Here is a 21950-nt window from a genome sequence, read left to right as displayed (position 1 = left end):
CTATTCATGTCTGTAGCCGAGACGACGATTTTCGACGATTTCTTGCTGAAGAGCGGCTTGAAGAGCGCTTCCGAGGAAGCGATCTACAAGCCCCTGACGGGTGGTGTTTCCTCGGATATCTACCGTGTGGAGCTTCCCGGCCGGCTCATCTGCGTGAAACGCGCACTTGCCAAGCTTAAGGTCTCTGCCGATTGGCAAGCGCCGGTGTCGAGAAATGTTTACGAATGGAACTGGATCTCCTTCGTCGCGCAGCATTTCCCTTCTGCCGTTCCGAAGCCTCTCGCGCACGACGCGTCCTCCGGTGTTTTCGCAATGGAGTTTCTTGCCGGCGACGAGTATCCGCTTTGGAAGACCGCCCTGCTCCACGGGAGCGTTGACCGAAAGGCGGCAGAGGCGACGGGCCAGCGGATGGGACAGATCCATTCCGTCAGTGCCCGGACATCTGGATTGCCGCAAAAGTTCGACTCCGGACCGAACTTCTACGCTCTCCGGCTTGAGCCATACCTGGTGGCGACTGCCGTCAAACACCCTTTCGTCAGCGATCGCCTTGCGGAGCTGGTTCGGCGCACGGCCGAAACAAGGCTGGCGCTGGTCCACGGCGACGTCAGCCCGAAGAACATCCTGCTGGGGAAGAACGGCCCCGTGTTCCTGGATGCCGAATGCGCCTGGTTCGGCGATCCGGCTTTCGATTTGGCATTCTGCCTCAACCATCTGCTGTTGAAGAAGATCGTTGTTGGAAAGGCGGCATCCCAGCTCGCATCGTCATTCGCGGCTTTGACGGCAGCCTACATGGATCAGGTCGACTGGGAGGATCGGGACGCTCTCGAGGCGCGGGCCGCAAGCTTATTGCCCGCCCTCTTTCTCGCCCGGGTCGACGGCAAATCGCCCGTCGAATACATCACCGACGAATGTCAGCGCGAAACGGTTCGCAAAGCCGCTATCCCGCTGATCGTGTCGCCTCGGCAAAAGCTGGTTGACGTGGCACAAGCCTGGTTTCCATAACGGAAGCCACTCCTCAGGCAGCGGCATTATTTCTTTGCCGCTGAATATCTCCGGCTCTGCTCATAGCCGTTGACGATAGCGGTGAGCGTGGCACGCGCCATTGCAGGTCGGCCCACGTACGGCCAAAAGCGCGTCGTGATCTCTGGGATTCGCTCCTCGCGCTTTAGCTCTTTGTTTTTGCGCATGTCGCGCAAAACCGCTGCGCACTTTTGCGCGACATGCTTAGGGCTGTCGTTCAATTTCACAGTAGACAACGCTGCGGTTCGCGCCGGGCCAAACAGACACCTTCACATCCGCCCCAGTCACGCTCTCGTTGGCGATCACGCCCATCTCGCGTTCTGACCGCAACAGCAGCGCCCAGTTCATAAATGTCTCCATATAACCATCGACGTCCGTCTCCGGGGAGAAGTTGGCGAACAGGAAGATGCCGCCAGGCTTAAGCATACTGACGCACTTCTTGGTCAGCTTCACGGCCACCGCGTCCGGCAGATAGTCATAGAGACCCGCGGCATAGACGAAATCGAACATTCCCAGCGCATGCCTTCCGCCGAGCAGCGATTTGACCGACCCGTTGACCGCCTCGACGGATGTGCCGGCGAAATCGCGGGCTACGGTTCCAACGCTCACCGGGTCCTGATCCAAAGCCACCCAGCGTTTGATCGCGCCGGCGCCGAGCGCGCGCGACAAGGGCCCCTCCCGAAGATGCCCCGACGCGATGGCCAGGACTTCGGTGGAACCAGGCCGAGCCGAAGCGATTTCGTCTACGCGGCGCGCCAGAATGTCCCGACGCTCCCTTACCGCGACGGATGACGAAGCATTTCGAGTATAGGCGTAGATCGAACGTCCCAAGGTGCTCGACGATGCCACGGCGTCCTCGACCTCAGGCCTGCCGTAGATGAAGTCGAGAAGACGTGCATCGCCGGAATAGCCGCGCGGCTTTTCAAACGACCAGCGGGTCAAAGGATCTTGATGCAGATAGTGAGCAACTGGATGAGATTGCGCGATCGGAACGATGACGTCCCACACCTGCGGATGAAAGCGACGCCGTAACTGATGCAAGGCTTCAGCCAGACGCTCGATTATCGCATTAGGCGCAACGCCGGATTTGAACTGACGGGCTGACACGTCCAGGCTGATGGCAAGCTCCGCCTTCGCGACAACAAGGTCGCTGGGATTTGGCGCAGCAAACCTCCTTGCGGCCTTACGCATTTCACCGGGCACAACAAGACTTTCACCATCCAAGACAAGATTTCGTGCCATATCGAGACCTCGTTGACATCGCGTTAAGCATAATCAACCTCGAAATGGGATGCGACTGGAATCTACACGGGATAGGAGTAATTCTACTATTGCGGGCGGGAACCTGCTCCTCTACGAATGTTAAGTAATAAGACAAACCAGTCGCAGGTTGCCGAATGACATTTTGGAGGGCGCCGAAGCATGGGTTACTTTTTACCTTCTTTAGATCGTAACCAGGCTGGTATCGTTGCATGAACGCGTCTTACGCTCCTGTGCAGCGCGATGAATCAACCGGCGGCTTTTCCTTTTCCGAGGCTTGCAAGTCTCTAGAAGCTGAAAATGATGCTGTCCAAAGGCAAAGCTCACGGCATGGTCTTTGGATCGCGGTCGCCGTTTACGTGTCCTTCGCCGTTCCCGACCAATGGCTTATTCCTGACGTTGCGCCTGTGACGATCGCCGCGCGATTCGTGGTTGCGACGATCGCGCTGTTGGTTTTCGAAGCCTTGCGACTGGCAAAAGCGAAAACCGTCTGGCTGGACGTCACATGCGCCTCTGCACTGCTTGTGGGTTATGTGGGCTGGCTTTACCCGGCGATCGGCACCCGTGACGTCACGGCCATGTCATACTACATGATTTTTGGCGCCATCTTCATGATGGGCGCCAACCTGTTTTTCACTTTTCCGTTTCGGCTGTCGGTGATTACCTCCAGCTTCGTGCTCTGCGCATTTTTCATTACGATCGAGGTGGTTTTTCCTTCGAGCCAGACCTACAAGCTTGCTTTTGGAATGTTCTACATTTCTTGCTTTGTCTTCACGACTTCGATCAATTGGCGATTGAATATCGAGCGTCGAAACGTTTTGCTGAACGCGGCGGAGGCTCGCTATCAGCACTGGGAAGCGTCCGAGCGTGGCCGGTCGCTGCTCGAGCTTTCAAATACCGATTACCTGACGGGCATCAGCAACCGACGCGCGCTGGATCGGCGACTCGACGAATGCTGGGCCGCCTGGAAGGACGAACGCCGCGACTTCGTGGTGTTCCTCATCGACGTCGATTTTTTCAAACGCTTCAATGATCGCTACGGGCATCAGGAAGGAGACCGATGCCTGACTGTCATCGCCAATGCGCTGAAGGCGGTTGTAGAATCGTCCGGCGGCATGATCGGCAGGTATGGCGGCGAGGAGTTCATCGTGGTCATGCCGGCTGGGATTCCCAAGTTCGCGATGAACCTGGCCGAAAAGATCAGAATGGAAGTCGAGCTTCTTGCGATTGCGCACGACGGGCGTCCGGATGATAGCCCGATCGTAACCGTCAGCATTGGCGTCGCCTTCACCCGCGAGAAGGTGGGGGAGAAAGTCGAACGACTAGTGCGTGAGGCCGATCTTGCTCTCTACAATGCCAAAGCAAGTGGCCGAAACTGCATTCGCAGGTTTGATCCGTTGCTGCCCCGCCCTGACGACAATGCCGGTAAACTCGTCCCGTTGCTGACGGCCGCCATTGATCGCAAACTGGTTTCTCTCGTTTACCAACCAATCTTCGACGTGACCAACGACAAAGCAAGAGCCGTCGAGGCTTTGATGCGGCTTCGGATGCCGGACGGCACCGCGGTCTCGCCGAAGACATTCATTCCGGTTGCGGAGCGTACGGGGGCAATCCTCGAATTGGGTAAATGGGCGATCGAGACGGCATGCCGCGATATACTGATGACCGATCGCATGGCGACCGTCAGCGTCAATGTGTCGCCCATACAGCTGCGTTCTCCCGGCTTTGCTGCGAGTGTTGCCGATATTCTTGCCCGGTGCGGGGTCTGCGGGTCGCGGCTGGCCTTAGAAGTCACCGAGGGCCTTGATATGGATATGCAGTCGGAGGTGCTTAAATGCATTGCAGATCTGCGGGCTCTCGGCGTCGAAATCTGGCTTGATGATTTCGGCTCCGGCTTCGCGGGCCTCTCGTGGCTGAGGGCGATCGAGTTTCAGACGGTCAAGGTCGACCGAACCTTCCTGCACGACTGCTCCAACCCGCGCGGGTTGACGATGCTTCAGGACATGATTGCCCTCATCCGTAATCGTGGCAATACGATCCTGGTGGAAGGCGTCGAAACGGCAGCACAATTGTCCCTGCTCAAGGATCTTCGCATTGACCGCGTCCAGGGCTTTCATATGGGAATGCCGGTTAGCGCTGAACTTCTGAGCGCGGCATAACTCGATCCTCAGGGGCCTCGAAGACGGTTGATTGCAGATGCGACGTCGCCCGCGATCTTGAGTAAAAGCCATCGCGCTGTTTTCCGCGATGGCAATTGCGACTTCGCCTCTGGCTCGGCTCAGAACCGAGCGACCCAGCTTTCGAATGCAACGAGGAAGCTTTCAATGAATTTCTGGGTTCCTTCGTTGAGGAATACACCATAATCACCGACCAATTTGTCGGCCGTGCTGAGGTAAACTTCAGGCTGAGGCATGGTCGGCACGTTGATGTTGGTCAGCATAAGCCTAAGCTGAAGTGCGGCGGCGGCGCCACCAATGAGGCCCGGAGAAGCCCCGGCCACCGCACCGGGCTTGTGATCCCACACGCTTTTCCCGAACGGCCGGGAACCGACTTCGATCGCATTCTTCAAGGCCGCGGGTACGGATCTATTGTATTCCGGCGTCACGAAGATTGCGCCATCGCAAGCCTTGATGCGCTCACGGAAGGACGTCCACTCCGTCGGCGGCGTGTCCGTCTCCAGGTCCTGATTATAGAGCGGAAGATCACCGATCGGTACGATTTCCAGATTCAGTCCGTCGGGCGCCACTTTCTGCATTGCACGGGCAAGCTTCAGGTTGATCGAAGCCTGACGAAGGCTTCCGACCAGGACCGCGATATCTTTCATGGACATGTTCTCTCTTCTCGCGTGAGGTAGGCGCCGGCTATCGCCGGCGCCGGTCATTGTTACTGACAGGAGGCAGGGATCGGCGGGACGACCACGTAGTTGCTGAAGCCGCCATCGCGCTCGCCAATGCCGGAGATGGCTTCGTTCACTCGCTCGAGCGGATAGATCTTGTGCTCGAGATACGACAGGTCGAGCGCGCCGGTGCGGACCATGTCGGCCATTTCCTGCCCCTGGGCAGCGCTGAACCAGTTCGAGCCGATGAGCTGAACCTGCTCGTCCATCAGCCACTTCACATCGACCGGAACATCTTCCGCGACGCCGCCAACGACAACCACACGGCCGCCGCGACGCACGCCGCGCATCGAGTCGACGACGGTCGCGGCGGGGGCTCTGGCACCCAGCGCACTGATAACGAAATCCACTCCCTCGCCGCCGGTCTGGGCCTTCGCCCATTCTCCAGTCGAGCCTTCGCCGAGCATGATCGTGTCGATGCGGTCGGGAGCGATCGCCTTGATACGGTCCATCAGCTCCTTGTTTCTGCCGGTGCCCAGAATTTTGGAGAGGCCCATTGCAAGAGCGAGCTTGGTGGCCGCGACGCCGAGCGTGCCGGTGATCCCGTCGATCAGGCAGACCTGGCCGGGTCCGGCCTGTGCATTCTTCAGGGCGCCGTAGGATGTCCCGAGGTAACCGAAGCGACCGGCCTGTTCGAAGCTGAGATTGTCCGGCAGGCATACGAGTGAGTATTCCGGGGCCGTCATGTACTGGCTGAAGCCGCCGTAGGGATAAAGATCAAAGATTCTTTGACCGTCGCGGCTGGTGCTGAAGTACCCATTCAAGGTGTAGTAGCGGCATTGACTGCGGTTGCCTGAGCGGCACGCCTTGCAGGAACCGCAGGATCTCAGAGGGCTGACATAGACACGGTCGCCAATTTTGACATTGGTGACCGCTTCGCCGACTTCGGCGACGACCCCGGCCGGGTCCAGGCCAAACACCGCCGGAAACTTCGGCAGCGGCTGGTGGGGAAACCAGGTCGGCCAATTGTTGATGACGTTGGCCATGTTGGGCACGATACCGCAGGCCCTGACCTGCACCAGGACGTCGTTGGGCCGGGGCGTGGGAACCGGAATCTCATCCAGCGACATCGGCTGATGCAGAGCATGCAGCCGAGCGGCGATCATAGTCTTAACCATTAACTCCTCCATAGGGACATCGGTCGGACCTTGCCCGACCGAATGCATTTTTTCAGTTTCAGACAGGTGCGCGGCAGTGCCGTGCGGCTTTCGTCAGAGGGCCAGAAACTCCTTCCCAGCCGGTCGGAAATCCGCAGGCCAGACAGTCACCCAATCCTTCCCTTGAACTTGCTTGACCTTCGTCGAAGGCTTGCCGGCATTAAACTTGCCGTCGAAAGTCCTTGGACCGACGACCGTCTCGACGGTGTTTGCGCGCAACCACGCAGCCATCGCGGCATCGTCCAACGTCCCTGCCCCTTCTGCCGCCGCTGCAAGGATTTGCCACGCGGCATATTCGACAGCGGCCTGATACTCGGCGTGCGGATACGGGAAGCCCGCCGCCGCCGCCTTGCTGTCATAAGCGGTTACGAATTCCTGAGCGCCGTGATTTTTGAGGAACGGCTCGTGCTCTTCGAACCAGGTCAGCGAGGTCAAGCCGTTGGCTTTGGGGTGCGCTGCGGTCGGGCCGGGTGCCGGGAACAGGTAGAATTGATTCCGTGGCTGGTATTCGATCCGGCTCATGGCATCGAGAAGCTGCACGGCCTCCATGCCGATCGCACCGGACCACAACAGATCCGGATCTGCCGCCTTGATGCGGTTGGCGATGGCGCCGAAGTCCTTGGTGCCGAACTCGTATTCAAGCTCCAGCACGTTCTTGATGCCACGCTTCTCGGCGACCTGTTGGCCGCCCTTGGCGATCGTCAGAGCCGACGGGAATTTGCTGGTGATGAACGCGATCGTCTTCGGCGGAGTCGGCAGGCTGGCATAGGCATCGAGAACGACCTCAGTGTCGGTCAACTGCGGCTCGGCCCCGATCGGAAGAGACGGGAACTGCAGCGGATAGGGTGCGAGACTCGGGTCCCCGAGGCTGCTTTGAACAAGCATCTTCTTGAACCGGGCGGCGACGCCCATGGCTGCGATAATCGAGGATGTGCCATACGGCCCCATCAGCAGGTCTACCTTATCGGCCGTCACCAGGCGCTCATAGAGCGTTCGAGCATTGGCGGGAAGCGATTGGTCGTCGAGAAGGACGAACTCCACCTTTCGTCCGAGAATACCGCCTTTGGCGTTGATCTGTTCGACGAACAGTTCTGCCGCGAGCTTATGGATGGCGCCGACGCCCGCAAGCGGTCCTGTCAACGGCAGCGTTCCTCCGACTCGGATCGGCCCTGCTTGCGCGAAAGCCCTCGGCATCGAGCCGAAAGCTGCCACGGCGGCGGCAGATCCGAGAAATGCACGTCTGTTCAATATAATGGAGTTCGTACTCATCTCATCCTCCCAAGTGCTTCCAGCATGTCATCGTGCTCACGACTGTCGCAGCACGTCAGTCTCCTGCCATCCGCGATACGGCAGCAGGTCTCAGCTCTTCGCCAGCTCTTCTGCGTAGCGTTCCAGCGTCATAGGGTTCGGCATTTTGTCGGGGTGCTTCAGCGGTACTCCGGTAAATTCGCTGGCCTCGAAGAACCACTTCGACACCGCCGGCATCCCCCAATGCACATTGGTGCTCAGGGATGCCGCGTCCCAACGAATGGGCTCCAATTCCGCGTCAATCGTGGTGTAGTGGCTGTTGAAGAACTCCACCCGATGTCCATCCGGATCGCGCAGATAGACGAACAGGACTCCCGATGGTCCATGGCGCCCGGGGCCGCGCTCGACACTGTCTCCATATCCATAACGGCTGGCAAAGTCGCACACCGCGAAGATATCGCTGCTTTCCCCAACCGTGTAGGCAAAATGATGCAACTGCGGGCCGATGCCGGGCACCAATGCCAGATCGAGGCAGACACCTTTGCGATACATGAAGTTCGCGATGAGATTGTCTCCCGCCGCGATATATTCAGACGTCCGGAAACCGAGTTCGCCGTAGAACGCGCTTAGACCGAGCGGATCGGCAACCATGACCTGGCAATGGTCCAGGCCCTGGGCCTTGGCGCCACGATGTTCATGCACCTCGAGAAACTTGCGGGGATGGACGCTCATGCTGGAGCAAAGCTCGATGCGAGCGCCCGACGGATCGCTGACCAGCAACGTGCGTCCCTGATTTCGAACTTCGACCCATTCCGCCGGCAGCCCTTTCTCGTCAAAGAAGACCTTGGCCTTGTCGAGGTCCTCCTCCAGAAATACCCGATACCCGATCCGCCTGCATGTCGGCCGCCCGCCGGCAGGCGCCAGGACGAGGCTGTGATGGCAGGCTTCGGACAATCCGCGGAGATATGAAACACCATCCGCGAATTCCGTTTCAACCAGGCCGCCGACATTCACGTAGAAATCGCGGCTAAGCTCCACATCGTTGACTTCAAGCACGACGTGGCTGAAGCGCGTGATGTTGAAGGGAGGTTTCAAATTAACAGCCGGAAGCATGTTGTCCTCATCTGCGTTGCTAACGTTAGCATAAAATGGCCGATTGTTTTGTCAACGTCCGTTTTTGAGCGAGACCCGCAACCGGCCCATCCAAATCCTAACCTACCGCGGCAACCGCGGCCGGCTTTTCAGCCAAGTCCAGCGCCGACCAGCCGGCGAATGAAGCCTCTTTTCCAAGCGCCTCCTCGATCCGGAGAACCTCGTTCCACTTGGCCATCCGTTCGGACCGGGAGAACGATCCGACCTTGAGCTGCCTGGCATCCCAGCCGACCGACAGATGGGCGATCGTCACATCTTCCGTCTCACCGGATCTCGCCGAAACGATTGTCCGAAAACCCGCCTTTTTGGCAACCGAGAGCGCGTCGAACGTCTCTGTGATCGTGCCCGCCTGGTTCGGTTTGATCAGAACCGCATTGGCGCTTTTATCCTTGATCGCTCCGGTCACCCGCGCCGCATTCGTGACGAAGAAGTCGTCGCCGATGATCTGGCAGTTGGAGCCGTAACGGGCGGTAAATTCCTTGAAACCATCAGGATCGTCCTCGGCGAGCGGATCCTCGATCGAGACGATCGGGTAGGCCTTCAACCAGCCGCCAAGCATGTCGATCATCTTGGCCGTATCGAGCTGCCGATCTTCCAGCGCCAGCGAATACTTGCCCTTACGGCCGAATTCGGAAGCCGCAATGTCAAGCGATATCGCAACCTCGGCGCCTGGCTTCAGCCCCGCGGCCTCGATCGAGCGCACCAGGGCATCGAGAGCCTCTTCGTTGCTGGTGAAGGCTGGCCAGTAACCTCCCTCGTCCGCCACGCCCTGGAGCTTGCCGGCACGTTTCATAATCTCACCCGCAGCGCGGTAGACTTCTGCGGTCCACTCCAAAGCCTCCGAGAATGTCGAGGCGGCGGGGCACATGATCATGAAATCCTGGACGTCGACCCGGCGCGCCGCGTGTGCTCCACCGCCGAAAATCTGGATTTCCGGCAGCGGCATGGTAATTCCCTTGTCGGAGCCTGCAAGATATCGCCAGATCGGTTGATCGGCCGCCGCCGCTGCGGCGTGAAGCAGCGCCATCGATGTTGCCACCGATGCATTTCCACCCAGCCTGCTCCGGTTCTTAGTGCCGTCAAGCTCGATGATGGCGTGGTCCAGCTCGGCTTGATCCCTGGCATCCCGGCCAACCAGCAGCTTGGCGATCTCGCCGTTGACGGCAGTCAGGGCCTTGTTGATGCCCAGGCCGGCAAAGGCGCTGCCGCCGTCACGAAGGTCGAGAGCTTCGCCGGTACCGGTCGATGCGCCGGCGGGTGCGATGGCCCGACCGATGGCACCGGAGGCCAGCTCGATTTCTACCTCGACGGTGGGCCTGCCACGAGAATCCCAGACGCGGCGGCCCTGCACTTTTCGGATTTCGGTGTTGGTCATGTTCAGTTGGTCCACATGGTCAGATTGAAATTTTGGCTCATCGAGGCCTCGGAGGCCGTCCTCTTAATCCGTCGTATCGGCGGTCCGTGCGCCAACCAGCACCACGGCGATGGTTGCCGGTCCGTCGCTTTTGTTTCGCCAGGCATGGCACGTTCCATTCTGTACGAAGGCGTCGAACTGGCCCAAGCGGGTCTCGTTGCCATCGTCGAGTTCCATCCAGATCTCGCCGTCGAGAACGATTCCATAATCGACGGTGGGCGTTTGATGTTTGCCATCCGGTTCGAAGCGTTCGGCCAAACCGGGACTGACCGCCAGATTCTCCGCCATAGCTGCCGGACCGTCAAAGTCCGGCGACATAAAAACGGCATCCGGTGGGAACGTTAGCACTAGAAACCGCGTTTCGCCGGGCTCCGGGACGAAGCTTGTCACCTGCGAAGTGGGATCGGTTCCGTTGAACGGCACGGCCGTCGAAGCCGACGTCGACCAGATCATCCGCGACACCAATCCGGGCACCGTCCTGAATATGTCCGTGCGCGGCACGGCACCGTCCTCAGCGAAGCTGGCAGCACCCTTATTGCCGTGCTCGGTCACAACGCGCCTGATATGCACGGGAACTCTCCCGCTCGACGTTTCAGATGCCAAGATAGGCCTCCCTGATGCTTGGATCGTTGATGAGAACCTCAGGCGTTCCGGAGGCCGTCACGCGGCCCTGCTCGATCACGTAGGCCTGATGGGCGATTTCCAGCGCCTTGTTGACGTTCTGCTCGACGAGCAGAACGGCTACGCCTCGCTCGTTGATCATCTGGATGATTTTGAACATTTCCCCGACGATCAACGGCGACAGCCCGAGCGACGGCTCGTCCATGAGCAGCACGCGCGGCTTGGCCATCAGGCCACGGCCGATTGCAACCATCTGCTGCTGCCCGCCCGACAAGGAGCCCGCCAATGAAGCCTGGCGCTCTTTCAAAACCGGGAAAAGCTGAAACACCTCAGCGAGCGTGGCGTCGCGCTCCGCACGAGCGAGCGAGCGGTAGGCACCGAGCAGCAGGTTATCGAGGACCGTCATTGCGGTGAAGAGACGGCGCCCTTCCGGGACCACCGCTATGCCGTAGTCGCAGACCCGGTGGCTCGGCACTTTGGAAACGTCGTTACCCTCGATAACGATCTTTCCTTTGTGCGGCCGAAGAATGCCGGCGATGGCGTTTACCAGCGTGCTCTTGCCTGCGCCGTTCGGGCCGACGACCGAAACGATCTCGCCTGACCTTACACTGATGGACAGGTCCCACAGAGCGATCGCATCTCCGTAGCCGACCTCGATCCTATCGACCTCAAGCAGCATGACTGCCTCCCAGATATACGCGGACCACTGCCGGATCCCGCATCGTTTCGCTTGGTTGTCCAAGCGCCAGAACTTTGCCCTGATCCAGCACCGCGACACGGTCCGCCAGCGCGACAACCGCCCTCATGAGATGTTCGACGAAGATGATCGTCGTACCGCCGGCCCTGATCCGCTTGATCATTTCGACCGCGTGGTCGACCTCGGCCGGATTCAAGCCGCAAAGCACCTCGTCGAGCAGGAGCAGCCGCGGTTTTGCAGCCAGCGCCCTGGCGAATTCGACAAACTTCCGGTCATGCAGGTTCAGTGCGTCGGGCAGAACGCTGGCCTTGTCGGCCAGGCCGGTGAAGGCGAGCGCCTCCCTGGCGACTGCGTCGGTCGCAGCCGCGCCCATGCCATCCGCACCGCCGAATTTCGCGCAGAGCTCAACGTTTTCGAGGACGGTCAGATTGTCGAACAAACGCGGGATCTGGTAGGTCCGCGCCACGCCCTGCTGCGCGATCCAGTGCGGTGATCGACCGGAGATCTCCTCGCCCTCGAGAGTGATCGTACCTGAGGTCATGGCGTAGTGGCCGCTGATCATGTTGATCAGTGTGGATTTGCCGGAGCCATTCGGCCCAACCAGGGCCAGGATTTCGCCGCGCCAGACGTCCAGGCTCACGCCGGTCAAGGCGCGGATACCGCCAAAGGACTTGGTGACATCCTCGCATTTGAGCAGCACCGGATCCGAACCTGCCGCGGTTGATGGGGCGAGCTCAGTAACGGCCTGGGCAGCCGCCTTAGCTGCGCCAATTCCGCTGCGTTTGCCGGCGAACCTGCGAATAAGGCTGGGAACGATGCCTGACGGCAGCACCAGAATGACGACGATCAGCGCAAGGGCCACGCCCGCACGGCCGAATTCCGCATGAGCGCCGCTGACGATAGCGCTCTGCAGCACGGTGATCATGACCGCGCCGATCGCAGGCCCGGCCCAATGGCGCGCACCGCCAAGAATGCTCATGAGCACGACATAGAGGGGCACGGTCACAGCAAATGTCTCACCAACCGTGACGTATCCGACATATACGGCGTGGATCGCACCCATTGCACCAGCAAGCGCCGACGAGACGGCAAACGAGATCAGCTTATAGCGGAACGTCGGAACGCCCTTCACCTCAGCGACGTCTTCATCGTCGTGGATTGCCAGCAAGCCCAGACCGAATTTGCTGTGAAAGATGAAGTATGAGGTGGCCAGCGCCGCAAGAGCCGCGATAAGCCCGAACATGTAAAGGGAACCGGACGCCGTCGCGCCGATCATCGGGATTTCGATCCCCGAGAGGAAGACGCCTGTGCCGGAGTCCAGAGAGGTGTTCGACACAATGGCCGCGATGACAAACGTCACCGACAGCGTCAGCAGCGCGAAAAACTCACCGCGCAGAGCGCCTGAGCGAAAGACAACCAAGCCAATCAGAACGGCGACCGCGGCCGCCAGCAGGGCCGCGGCAGGAATCGTGGCGACGAAAGGCCAGGACAACTGCGTCGTCAACGTGGCCGTCGTATAGACACCAATCCCGAAGAATGCGGCGTGACCAAAGCTCCAGTAGCCCGTGTAACCGCTGAGGATGCCCCAGCTCGTTGCCAGCACGACCCAGAAGAAGATGATGTACAGGTAGGAAAGGTAGTAATCCGCCATTCCCAGATAAGGCAGCGAGGCCAAAATCGCCACGATCGGTGCTGTGATGAGAAGCTTTTTCATGGTCAAATCACCGGTTTACGCAGGAGGATGACGATGAGCACGCTGAATGCCACGAGCGGCGCCCAGGCGGGATTGACGACGGACATGGTAAGGCTCTCGGCCACGCCAATCAGCACTCCGGCACCCAGCGCCCCGATGGGGCTGCCCAATCCGCCAATGATGGCGACAGCAAATACGACGCCGATCCAGGCCTCGATTTGAGATGGCGCCAAAGTTCCGATCAGGGCAATGAAGACGCCGGCGATCCCGGCTGTCGCCGAGCAAAGGCCGGCCAGAATATATGACACACGCGTGGCATTGATTCCGAATGCCGACGCTACGGGGGCGTCATGGGCAGCGGCACGCAGCGCCTTGCCGAGCATGGTCCTGTTCAACGCGTACCAGGCGCCCCCAGCAAGCACGCCGGCGCAGACAAAGGCCGAAAGGTCCAGCACGGGCACGAAGATCGGGCCGAGCCGGATGGTGGCCTGGGCATAGGGTGTTTCGTAACGAAGGAAGTCGGCCGACCAGACCCATTGGATCAGCGACTCGATCAGGATCGTGACGCCGAACGTCACCAGCAGAGAGGCGAACTCCTTCACCTTGAAGTGCACGAACACGCTGTGCAGGGCAACGCCGAGCGCAAAGAACAGCGGTGCAATCAGAAGAGCGCTCAAGAATGCCGGAACGCCATAAACGGTGCCGAGCTGGTAGGTCAGGTAAGCGCCAAGGAAAGCCAGCGCGAAGTGGCTGAGATTCACCAGCCTCAACAGGCCCCAGCTCAGGCTGAGACCCATCGCCAGCAGGCCATAGATCCCGCCCAACAGGACGCCGCCAACAGCGGATTGCAAGAAGAGAGCGGCGGTCATCGGGATCCACGCCCTGCTGAGGTGATGACCGATGCCAGGAATACCAGAACACCCATACGTTATGCCTCCTCCCGTTTGCGCTAACGTTCGCACAAACATTCGTCCCACAGCACAGCCCTCATGTCAACGGCTTTGACGACGTTAATTGGCACCCAAGCTCCGCGGCGACCGCTGCGCCGTTGGCACGGCAAGCCCGGGACCGGGATTAATGGCCTGAAATATTTCTATTTTATCCGGCAATCCATCATCGCGACCGAGTAGCACGGGCAAAAATAAAATCATTGCTACTTAAACGGTATGGAAGGTTTGACATCTGCGACATCAATGCTATCGTTGGCCAAAGCGATCATTCGAGCCAGGCACAATGGTAACAATTAAAGACATAGCCGCGATACTTCAAGTTTCCCCCTCGACCGTCGGCCGCGCTCTTGCCGACGATCGCCGCATCAGCGCCGAGATGAAGCGAAAGGTGAACGAAGCGGCAGCTCAGGCGGGGTATGTTGCCAATCGCGCCGCACGGATGATGCGCGGCGTTCAGAGTAATCTCGTCGGGCTGATCGTTCCAGATATCAGGAACAGCTTTTATTCAACGATCGCCCATGCTCTCTCGCGCTGCCTTCTATCGGCGAATTACCAACTGACTTTGTGTGAAACCGACGACGACCGCATGCACGAGCTTCGTCACATCAAGGAACTCACAAGCGTCAACGTCGCCGGGATCATTCTCGTCCCGAGCGCCAAGCCTCATCCCGATTCTGCGCGGATCCTGAAGATGACGCCTCATATCCAATTGCTGCGAAAGGCACCGCTGCTCGGCGACCAATGGTTTGGGATTGATGACAGACGGGCGCTTTACGAGAGCACTGAACATATCATCAATGCAGGTCACAAACGGATCGCTTATATCGGCGGCACGGAAGAACTGCCCACCGGCGCGGCGCGAGTGCAGGGCTTTCGGGACGCCGTCAAAAGCTCCGGCCGAGCCATCATCGTTCACGAGGAGCTGGGCGCGCCCTCCTCGCCCGAATTCGGACGGGAAGCCGTGCGCCGCCTGCTTTCCCTGAAGGATCGACCGACAGCGCTTGTGATCGGTGCGGTACAAAACACCTCCGGAGTCATTGACGAAATCCAGGACCAGGCCTTGAGCGTTCCTCGAGATATTTCGGTCGTCGGATTTGGCGATGAGCTCGGATATCGGTGGTGGGGTCCGGGACTGACGACCGTCCAGTTGCCCGTTTCGGAGTTGGCGACCGCCTGCGGGCTTTGGTTCCTGCACCACCTGCAGAACAAGGGCGACCTCAGCAAGCCCTATAGCTTCATTTCCCCGCCCCAACTGGTCATTCGCGGCAGCACCGGCGCTCCATAGGTCGGTAAACGCCTGCTCAAGAGCGGAGAGGTGCACGTCTCACGCAACGTGCACCTCTCTTGTTTGGCCGTGATTCATCCGCCAGCCCAGGGCAAGACGCTGATAGCTCCGGATTGCGAAGATGAGCCGCCGCCAAAATCATGTGGCAAGCCAGCGAGGTTAAAAGCGCCCCGTTGACCGATCCATCATCGATACCCCTCTTCGAGATCGATCTTCAGCGCGCCCATCAGACGAACACCGGAGTTATACCAGGCAACGTTGATGGCGAGCTCGACAAGCTGCTTTTCGGTCAAAAACCTCGCCAGCTCCTTCCATGCCTCATCGGAAACATCGACGTTGAGCGTCGACTCCTTGGCAAACGCCATTACGGCCTTTTCCTGTTCGTCAAAAAGCTCGGAAGTTTCGAAGTTCGGTATCGCGTGAAATTGCTCCTCCGACAGCCCGGCCTTGAGGCCATGAGAATGATGGTGCCTCACCTCGTATTCGGAATTTGTGCAATAGCCGACGGTAAGGATGGCCATTTCTCTTAGCTTGGGACTGAGATCGGCTGCACGCACGGCATTGGCGTAAGTCAGGAAGTCGTTGAGGATCGCCGGGGCATTGGCGAGCGCAAGGAAGATGTTTCCCGTTGGAACTTTCCTTTCGTTCAGCAGGCGCGCGTTGAGCGCCGGCTCCGTCTCGGCCAACTCCGAATTCGAGACATATCTTACTCGTGCCATTTCTCCACCCTTAGTTTGCGGTCGTAAATCGACTTGCCCAAATCGCCCAGGCAAGCGCCTCAAACGCAGCCAAGTGCTAACGTTTGCATAAATAGCATTCCGAGACCTGAGGTCAATCGGAATCTTTCCGCATGCAAAACTAGGCCTGGCGAGAGGCGGCGACGACAGGATTGTTCAAGATGCCGATGCCGGGAATTTCGACTTCGAGCTCGTCGCCCGGCTGGATTGGGCCAACGCCGGCCGGCGTGCCGGTCATGATCACATCGCCCGGCAGAAGCGTCATGAAACGGCTGAGATAGGCAACGATGTCGGCCACCGAGTAGACCAGATCTCGCGTGTTTCCCGACTGTTTGACCGTCCCGTTTTGACGAAGGACGACGTCCAGATCGGTCGGATCAAGATCGGTGATGATGGCCGGGCCCATCGGGGCAAAGGTATCGTAACCCTTGCCTGCCAAAAGGCAGCCGAACTTGCTTTCCTGGCGTTGAATGATGCGATCGCTGATATCGTTGCCGCATGTGTAGCCAAGGACGTGCTGCAGGGCATCTTCCTTACCGATATGGCGTCCGCCCTTGCCGATGATGGCGACAAGCTCAGCTTCATAATGCACGATTTCACCGTCGCACGGATATTCGATGGCATCTCCGTTTCCGCTCGCTGCCGTGCTGGGTTTCATGAACAGAACCGGCAGCGTCGGCTGCTCTTTTCCGGATTCACTGGTGTGCTCTCGGTAATTGTAGGCAACCCCAAAAATCCGGGGTCGATCGACCGGGCATAGCAGCCTGACGTTGGACAGGTGATCCACCTCGCCGGTCCGCTCGATAGCCTTGAAGGGATCGCCGGCGATCCGTTCGACCCTGCCTTGGGTTTCGACCCCGTAATGTATGCCATCGGCGGACTGGTAGCGCACAATCTTCATATCGACCTCCTTTTTTGCTAACGTTAGCGCACGCCCTGTACCTCGTCAACGCCTGGCTCGGCTGTGCATCTGTCGATAATTATCCGGGGCGACAGCGCCAACTTCGGCCATCCCTCGACAAGTCGAGCGCTCCGGAAGCAGGACTGGGATTAGGTCGCCACCTAGTTCAACGGCACATAGGCGGAGGTCTTGTCGCCGTTGTCGCGCACGTGGCCGAGGCCCGGAAAGGGAAGGTACGCGCCGCCGATCATGTTCCGGCTCCTTGCTGCGTCGTCGAAGACGCGCCAGTGCTCGCGTTCGGCCTCAGCCTGGTCAACATCGTATCCGATCGTGACCGTTGGGTCGGCAAACTGCACTGCGGCGACATGGACGATATCGCCCCACAGGGGAAGCCGTATGGGGCCTAATAGAGTGCCGGCGCCCGCATCGACCAGCACCAGTTTCTGACTTCCGTCTTCCCGCGAGACATTCATGTTCAGGGGCTTTGGACGGATCATTATGCGTAATGCGCCCTGGGCACGCAGTGGCGGACACGATGGACCTGGACCAGTTCGTCGCGGCGTCGCACGTGCTGTTCACTCCGTCCGGGGTGTCGTCGACGGCCGGCGGAGCCCGCATGGGCGCACAAGGACGGTCGCGGCGGTCATCAATCACCTTGCAGATGCCATGAGGATCGTCGCGGGAAGCGACCTGCTGACCTGCGTGCGAAAGGGTTTCATGAATGGACCTGGCGGAGCGCGTGCAGCCCAGCACGGATTAATCTGTCGGGAGATACCATTTGAGACGGAGAAGCTGATCTACAAGCTTGTCTGGCATGAGCGGCTTCACACTCATCCCGCTCACCAATAGTTCCGAGTGTATGCGGAACCTCGGAGAAGTCAGACAGCTGATCTTGGAGCCGCAGAGAAATCGCTTTCTGCCGATCGACGCGCCAGACCTGACGAACTGAAAGAAAAAGAATGGTGCCCAGGACCGGAATCGAACCAGTGACACGCGGATTTTCAATCCGCTGCTCTACCAACTGAGCTACCTGGGCTAACCTGCTTCCGATGGATCTTCTTTAGAAAAAGAACCGCGGGGCCTTGGTGCGCCCCAGAAGCGAGCGGGGTTATAGCATCTTGTTCGCCCATGGCAAGCGTCAAATGACTCTTTTTTGACGGTCTTGCGCGTTTTGCGGATTCATGAGGAAAAATAAGAGGTTCGCGAAGTGATCCCCTAGAGCGGTGCAGCTTTTGATGGAAGCGCGGTACCGCTCTAGCTTCTTGTTTCTACGCAATTCCGGACGGAAAACCGCTTCGCACTTTTCCTGGAATTGCTCTAGTTTTCCTCGTCCGGATATTCGGCCTTCGTCTCGTCGTCGGCAACCGGAATGGCATAGGCGCCCGTCAGCCAGCGGGAGAGATCGACCTCGCGGCAGCGGTTGGAGCAGAAGGGGTAATGTTCGCGGTGTGAGGGTTTGCCGCATTCGGGGCAAGGGCGCGCCTTGCGCAGCGGTTCGACCTTGGCGGCGGCTTTCTTGTCTTCGGGCATGATCGGTCCGTCCTAGTTCAGGAGCCGCGGGCTTCAGCCCTCCGGCCACCGGCTATGCACGTCGAAGCCTTCGCCGGTCAGAAGTACAATGGTTTCATACAGCGGCAGGCCGACGACATTGGTGTAGGAGCCGACCATCTTCTGCACGAAGGTGCCGGCCAGCCCCTGGATGCCGTAGGCGCCCGCCTTGCCGCGCCACTGGCCGGAGGCCAGGTAGTTTTCGATCTCGAAACCGGAGAGCCGCTTGAAGCGCACCTTGGTCTCGACGATCTTCTGGCGGATCTTGCGATCCGGCGTCACCAGGCAAACGCCGGTATAGACGAGATGGTTGCGTCCCGACAAAAGATGCAGCGAACTCAACGCCTCGTCGGCGAACTCGGCCTTGCCGAGAATGCGCCGGCCGACGGCGACCACCGTATCGGCGGAGAGGATATAGCTGCCCTTCCAGGTGATATCGCCCTTGATGGCGGCAAGGGCGGCTTCCGCCTTCTCGGCCGAAAGCCGGCGCGCCAGCGAACGCGGATGCTCCGACTTCTTCGGCGTCTCGTCGATATCCATCGGCATCAGCCGCGATGGTTCAATGCCGGCCTGGTTGAGCAGGTCGACGCGGCGGGGCGAGCCCGAGGCCAGAATGAGCTTGTATTTCAGCGCCATGGAACCTCGACCATCGGCAGACGGGGGGAACCCCTTTGCAAGACCTTGGACAAGCTTACTTGAAACGGTAGGTGATGCGGCCCTTGGTCAGATCGTAGGGCGTCATTTCCACAAGCACCTTGTCGCCGGCAAGAACGCGGATGCGGTTCTTGCGCATGCGGCCGGCGGTATGGGCGATGATCTCATGTTCGTTTTCGAGCTTCACGCGGAACGTCGCATTCGGCAGAAGTTCGGTGACGATTCCAGGGAATTCGAGGACTTCTTCTTTCGGCATATAGTGGTTTTCTTCCTGTGGGTTGAAGAGGCAGCGCAGCGCGCGCCCTTAAAATTTGGGCGGAAACTACACAATCAACGAAGGTTTGTGAACCTTGTTGATCAGGCTTTCCTTTATTTGTTTTCATGCCGATTGCGCGGCAATGCCATTTCGTTTGAGCAGCCGGCTTTCGATGAGGCCGGTGAGGTGATCGCGGACCTCGCGGTAGCTCTCCAGAATCTGCTCGCGCGTGCCGCTGACAACCGTCGGATCCATGGTCGGCCAGTAGACGACATCGATCGCATTCGAGCGCGTCAGCTCGAGGGCTGCGTGATGGGCCGGCGGCGACAGCGTGATGATCAGATCGAAATAATCGTCCTCGAGTTCCTCAAGCGTCTGCGGCAGGCGGCGCCCGAGGGAAAGCCCGATCTCATCGAGCACAACATCGACGAAGGGATCGCGCTCGCCGGCGCGAACGCCGGCCGACCTTATATAGATATTGCTCGGCAGAATGCTACGGGCGATGGCTTCGGCCATCGGCGAGCGGATGGCATTCATCCCGCACATGAAGAGGATGGCGCCCGGCCTCTTCCCCTCCTCGATGTCGGCGGCGCGATCCATTGCCGTCATCCGCGCCAGTGGAGCACGCAGACCAGGGTGAACAGGCGCCGGGCGGTGTCGAAATCAACCTCTATCTTGCCGGCCAACCTGTCCTTCAGCGTCTGCGAACCTTCATTGTGGATGCCGCGCCGGCCCATGTCGATCGCCTCGATGCGGCTTGGCGTCGCCGAACGGATCGCTTCGTAATAGCTCTCGCAGATCATGAAGTAATCCTTGACGATCCGCCGGAAGGGGGTGAGCGACAGGATATGGGTGGCGACATTGCCGCCTTCCTCAGTGGTGATGGCGAAGACCAGCTTGGAATCGACCAGCGATATGTTCAGCCGGTAAGGCCCGCCGGCATGGCCGATCGGCGCAAAACTGTTCTCCTCGATCAGATCGAAGATGGCGACGGCGCGCTCATGCTCGACATCGGGCGTCGAACGGCCGATCGTATCGTCGAGGACGACGTCGCAAAGCCGGAAAACGCCCGCCGCCATCCCCTCACCTTTCGAGATTGAGGCGGATCGCGACCGATCGCGCATGGGCATCGAGGCCTTCGGAGACGGCGAGCGCAATCGCTGCCGGGCCGAGGGTGCGCAGCTCGCCCGGCCCGAGCCGCAGGATCGAGGTGCGCTTGACGAAATCGAGCACCGAAAGGCCGGAGGAGAAGCGCGCCGAACGCGCCGTCGGCAGCACATGGTTCGAACCGCCGACATAATCGCCGATCACCTCGGGCGTATGGGCGCCGATGAAGATCGCGCCGGCATTGCGGATGCCGTCAAGCAGCCGGTCGGGATCGGCGACGGCAAGCTCCAGATGTTCGGCGGCGATACGGTTGGCCAGCGGAATGGCCTGCTGCAGATCGGAAACGAGGATGACCGCGCCGAAATCGCGCCAGCTTATTGCCGCCGTCTCGGCGCGGTTCAGCGTCTTCAGCTGGCGTTCGACCGCCTGCTCCACCGCCTTGCCGAATTCGGCATTATCGGTGATCAGGATCGCCTGGGCGCTGACATCGTGCTCGGCCTGCGCCAGGAGATCGGCGGCGATCCAATCCGGATTGTTGTCCTTATCGGCAATGACCAGCACTTCGGAAGGGCCGGCGATCATATCGATGCCGACGGTGCCGAAGACATGGCGCTTGGCGGCAGCGACATAGGCATTGCCGGGGCCGGTGATCTTGGCGACCGGCGCTATGGTCTCGGTGCCATAGGCAAGAGCGGCGATCGCCTGGGCGCCGCCGACACGATAGACTTCGGTGACACCGACAAGCTTGGCGGCGGCAAGCACCGCCGGATTGACCGCCCCGCCGGTGGCGGGAACGGCGATGACGATGCGATCGACGCCGGCGACCTTGGCCGGCACGGCATTCATCAGCACCGAGCTCGGATAGCTGGCGGTGCCGCCCGGAACATAGAGCCCGACGGCCTCGATCGCCGTCCAGCGCGAACCGAGGCCGACGCCGAGATCATCCTCGTAGATATCGTCCTTCGGCAGCTGTCGGCGATGATGAGATTCGATGCGCAGCGCCGCAAGCTTCAACGCCCCCAGCACTTCCGCAGGCACCGCCTCGACGGCCGCGTCGAACTCCTCAGGCGTGACGCGCATCGGCACGGCGGCGAAATCGATGCCGTCGAACTTCCGCGAATATTCGGCAAGCGCCACATCGCCGCGGGCCCTGACATCATCGATGATGGCGCGAACGACTGTGTTCACATCCTCGGAGACTTCACGCTTCGTCGTCAGAAAGGCGGCAAAACGCTGCTCGAAACCTTCCGATGCCTGATCCAGCCAGATTGCCAAGGCCGATATTCCTTCTCAACTCGAAACTGCGATGTTCAAACGTCAAGCGTCAAACACTCATTGTTTTATGCATGTCGTT

General features: G+C 59.7%; 22 protein-coding genes and 1 tRNA gene. 3 read left to right on the top strand and 20 right to left on the bottom strand.

The annotated features are described in order from the left end of the window. Positions 1 to 6: 6 nt before the first annotated feature. On the top strand, positions 7 to 1002 hold the full coding sequence (locus BBJ66_RS03200; protein WP_071084905.1) for a phosphotransferase family protein: 996 nt from the start codon (positions 7 to 9) through the stop codon (positions 1000 to 1002). A 222-nt stretch (positions 1003 to 1224) separates the two neighbouring features. On the opposite strand, the gene BBJ66_RS03195 is transcribed toward BBJ66_RS03200, so the two are convergent. Beyond that, the gene (locus tag BBJ66_RS03195; RefSeq protein WP_071084903.1) at positions 1225 to 2262 is read right to left on the bottom strand and encodes a class I SAM-dependent methyltransferase; all 1038 of its coding nucleotides are present in this window, start codon (positions 2260 to 2262) and stop codon (positions 1225 to 1227) included. 230 nt (positions 2263 to 2492) lie between these two features. Between BBJ66_RS03195 and BBJ66_RS03190 the strand changes: the two genes are divergently transcribed. Next, on the top strand, positions 2493 to 4439 hold the full coding sequence (locus BBJ66_RS03190) for a putative bifunctional diguanylate cyclase/phosphodiesterase (RefSeq protein WP_071084901.1): 1947 nt from the start codon (positions 2493 to 2495) through the stop codon (positions 4437 to 4439). A gap of 119 nt (positions 4440 to 4558) precedes the next feature. On the opposite strand, the gene BBJ66_RS03185 is transcribed toward BBJ66_RS03190, so the two are convergent. The 9 genes from BBJ66_RS03185 to BBJ66_RS03145 all read right to left on the bottom strand — a co-directional run bounded on the left by BBJ66_RS03185 (position 4559) and on the right by BBJ66_RS03145 (position 14027). Next, positions 4559 to 5110 carry an NADPH-dependent FMN reductase gene (locus tag BBJ66_RS03185; protein WP_071084899.1) on the bottom strand — a complete coding sequence of 184 codons (552 nt, stop codon included), beginning with the start codon at positions 5108 to 5110 and terminating at the stop codon, positions 4559 to 4561. A gap of 53 nt (positions 5111 to 5163) precedes the next feature. Continuing rightward, positions 5164 to 6282 (bottom strand): alcohol dehydrogenase catalytic domain-containing protein, encoded by a 1119-nt coding sequence (locus BBJ66_RS03180; RefSeq protein WP_190238022.1) that lies wholly within the window; start codon positions 6280 to 6282, stop codon positions 5164 to 5166. 105 nt (positions 6283 to 6387) lie between these two features. Beyond that, entirely contained in the window at positions 6388 to 7602 is a 1215-nt protein-coding gene (locus BBJ66_RS03175; RefSeq protein ID WP_190238017.1) for an amino acid ABC transporter substrate-binding protein, read from the bottom strand. A 90-nt stretch (positions 7603 to 7692) separates the two neighbouring features. After that, positions 7693 to 8694, bottom strand: coding sequence for a VOC family protein (locus tag BBJ66_RS03170; RefSeq protein ID WP_049732892.1), 1002 nt, complete (start codon positions 8692 to 8694; stop codon positions 7693 to 7695). Between the two features lie 97 nt (positions 8695 to 8791). Further along, positions 8792 to 10108: a phosphopyruvate hydratase gene (gene eno / locus BBJ66_RS03165; protein ID WP_071085009.1), complete on the bottom strand. Its 1317-nt coding sequence runs from the start codon at positions 10106 to 10108 to the stop codon at positions 8792 to 8794. Between the two features lie 63 nt (positions 10109 to 10171). Beyond that, a complete protein-coding gene (locus BBJ66_RS03160; RefSeq protein ID WP_049732890.1) occupies positions 10172 to 10750 on the bottom strand; it encodes a cupin domain-containing protein in 579 nt (192 codons plus the stop codon). Beyond that, complete coding sequence (locus BBJ66_RS03155; RefSeq protein WP_071084897.1) at positions 10740 to 11447, bottom strand: ABC transporter ATP-binding protein; 708 nt, start codon at positions 11445 to 11447, stop codon at positions 10740 to 10742. The genes BBJ66_RS03160 and BBJ66_RS03155 overlap by 11 nt, the downstream gene beginning before the upstream one ends. Continuing rightward, a complete protein-coding gene (locus BBJ66_RS03150; RefSeq protein ID WP_071084893.1) occupies positions 11437 to 13179 on the bottom strand; it encodes a branched-chain amino acid ABC transporter ATP-binding protein/permease in 1743 nt (580 codons plus the stop codon). The genes BBJ66_RS03155 and BBJ66_RS03150 overlap by 11 nt, the downstream gene beginning before the upstream one ends. A 2-nt stretch (positions 13180 to 13181) precedes the next feature. Continuing rightward, positions 13182 to 14027, bottom strand: a complete 846-nt coding sequence (locus BBJ66_RS03145) for a branched-chain amino acid ABC transporter permease (RefSeq protein ID WP_190238018.1) — start codon at positions 14025 to 14027, stop codon at positions 13182 to 13184. Positions 14028 to 14391: 364 nt separating this feature from the next. Here BBJ66_RS03145 and BBJ66_RS03140 point away from each other — a divergent pair, with 364 nt between their 5' ends. After that, positions 14392 to 15393 carry a LacI family DNA-binding transcriptional regulator gene (locus BBJ66_RS03140; RefSeq protein WP_049732887.1) on the top strand — a complete coding sequence of 334 codons (1002 nt, stop codon included), beginning with the start codon at positions 14392 to 14394 and terminating at the stop codon, positions 15391 to 15393. A 185-nt stretch (positions 15394 to 15578) separates the two neighbouring features. Here BBJ66_RS03140 and BBJ66_RS03135 read toward each other — a convergent pair whose 3' ends face one another. The 10 genes from BBJ66_RS03135 to hisD form a co-directional block, all read right to left on the bottom strand. Then, on the bottom strand, positions 15579 to 16079 hold the full coding sequence (locus tag BBJ66_RS03135) for a carboxymuconolactone decarboxylase family protein (RefSeq protein ID WP_244471273.1): 501 nt from the start codon (positions 16077 to 16079) through the stop codon (positions 15579 to 15581). Positions 16080 to 16251: 172 nt separating this feature from the next. After that, entirely contained in the window at positions 16252 to 17031 is a 780-nt protein-coding gene (locus BBJ66_RS03130) for a fumarylacetoacetate hydrolase family protein (protein ID WP_071084891.1), read from the bottom strand. Between the two features lie 161 nt (positions 17032 to 17192). Next, a complete protein-coding gene (locus BBJ66_RS03125) occupies positions 17193 to 17528 on the bottom strand; it encodes a hypothetical protein (protein ID WP_190238019.1) in 336 nt (111 codons plus the stop codon). 463 nt (positions 17529 to 17991) lie between these two features. Further along, positions 17992 to 18067 (bottom strand) — tRNA-Phe (locus BBJ66_RS03120). Between the two features lie 281 nt (positions 18068 to 18348). Continuing rightward, the gene (yacG, locus tag BBJ66_RS03115) at positions 18349 to 18561 is read right to left on the bottom strand and encodes a DNA gyrase inhibitor YacG (protein WP_049732883.1); all 213 of its coding nucleotides are present in this window, start codon (positions 18559 to 18561) and stop codon (positions 18349 to 18351) included. A 33-nt stretch (positions 18562 to 18594) separates the two neighbouring features. After that, positions 18595 to 19215: a Maf-like protein gene (locus BBJ66_RS03110; RefSeq protein ID WP_010028866.1), complete on the bottom strand. Its 621-nt coding sequence runs from the start codon at positions 19213 to 19215 to the stop codon at positions 18595 to 18597. A gap of 55 nt (positions 19216 to 19270) precedes the next feature. Continuing rightward, positions 19271 to 19489 (bottom strand): translation initiation factor IF-1, encoded by a 219-nt coding sequence (gene infA, locus BBJ66_RS03105; protein WP_003545338.1) that lies wholly within the window; start codon positions 19487 to 19489, stop codon positions 19271 to 19273. Between the two features lie 123 nt (positions 19490 to 19612). Beyond that, the gene (locus BBJ66_RS03100) at positions 19613 to 20098 is read right to left on the bottom strand and encodes an arsenate-mycothiol transferase ArsC (RefSeq protein ID WP_184343762.1); all 486 of its coding nucleotides are present in this window, start codon (positions 20096 to 20098) and stop codon (positions 19613 to 19615) included. Beyond that, a complete protein-coding gene (locus tag BBJ66_RS03095) occupies positions 20095 to 20568 on the bottom strand; it encodes a UPF0262 family protein (RefSeq protein WP_049732881.1) in 474 nt (157 codons plus the stop codon). The genes BBJ66_RS03100 and BBJ66_RS03095 overlap by 4 nt, the downstream gene beginning before the upstream one ends. A 4-nt stretch (positions 20569 to 20572) precedes the next feature. Beyond that, a complete protein-coding gene (gene hisD / locus BBJ66_RS03090) occupies positions 20573 to 21871 on the bottom strand; it encodes a histidinol dehydrogenase (protein ID WP_049732880.1) in 1299 nt (432 codons plus the stop codon). Between the last annotated feature and the right edge of the window lie 79 nt (positions 21872 to 21950).

It is taken from the genome of Rhizobium sp. RSm-3 (assembly GCF_001854685.1).
Taxonomy (GTDB): domain Bacteria; phylum Pseudomonadota; class Alphaproteobacteria; order Rhizobiales; family Rhizobiaceae; genus Rhizobium; species Rhizobium ecuadorense.
This window is presented reverse-complemented; position numbering and strand designations above follow the sequence as displayed.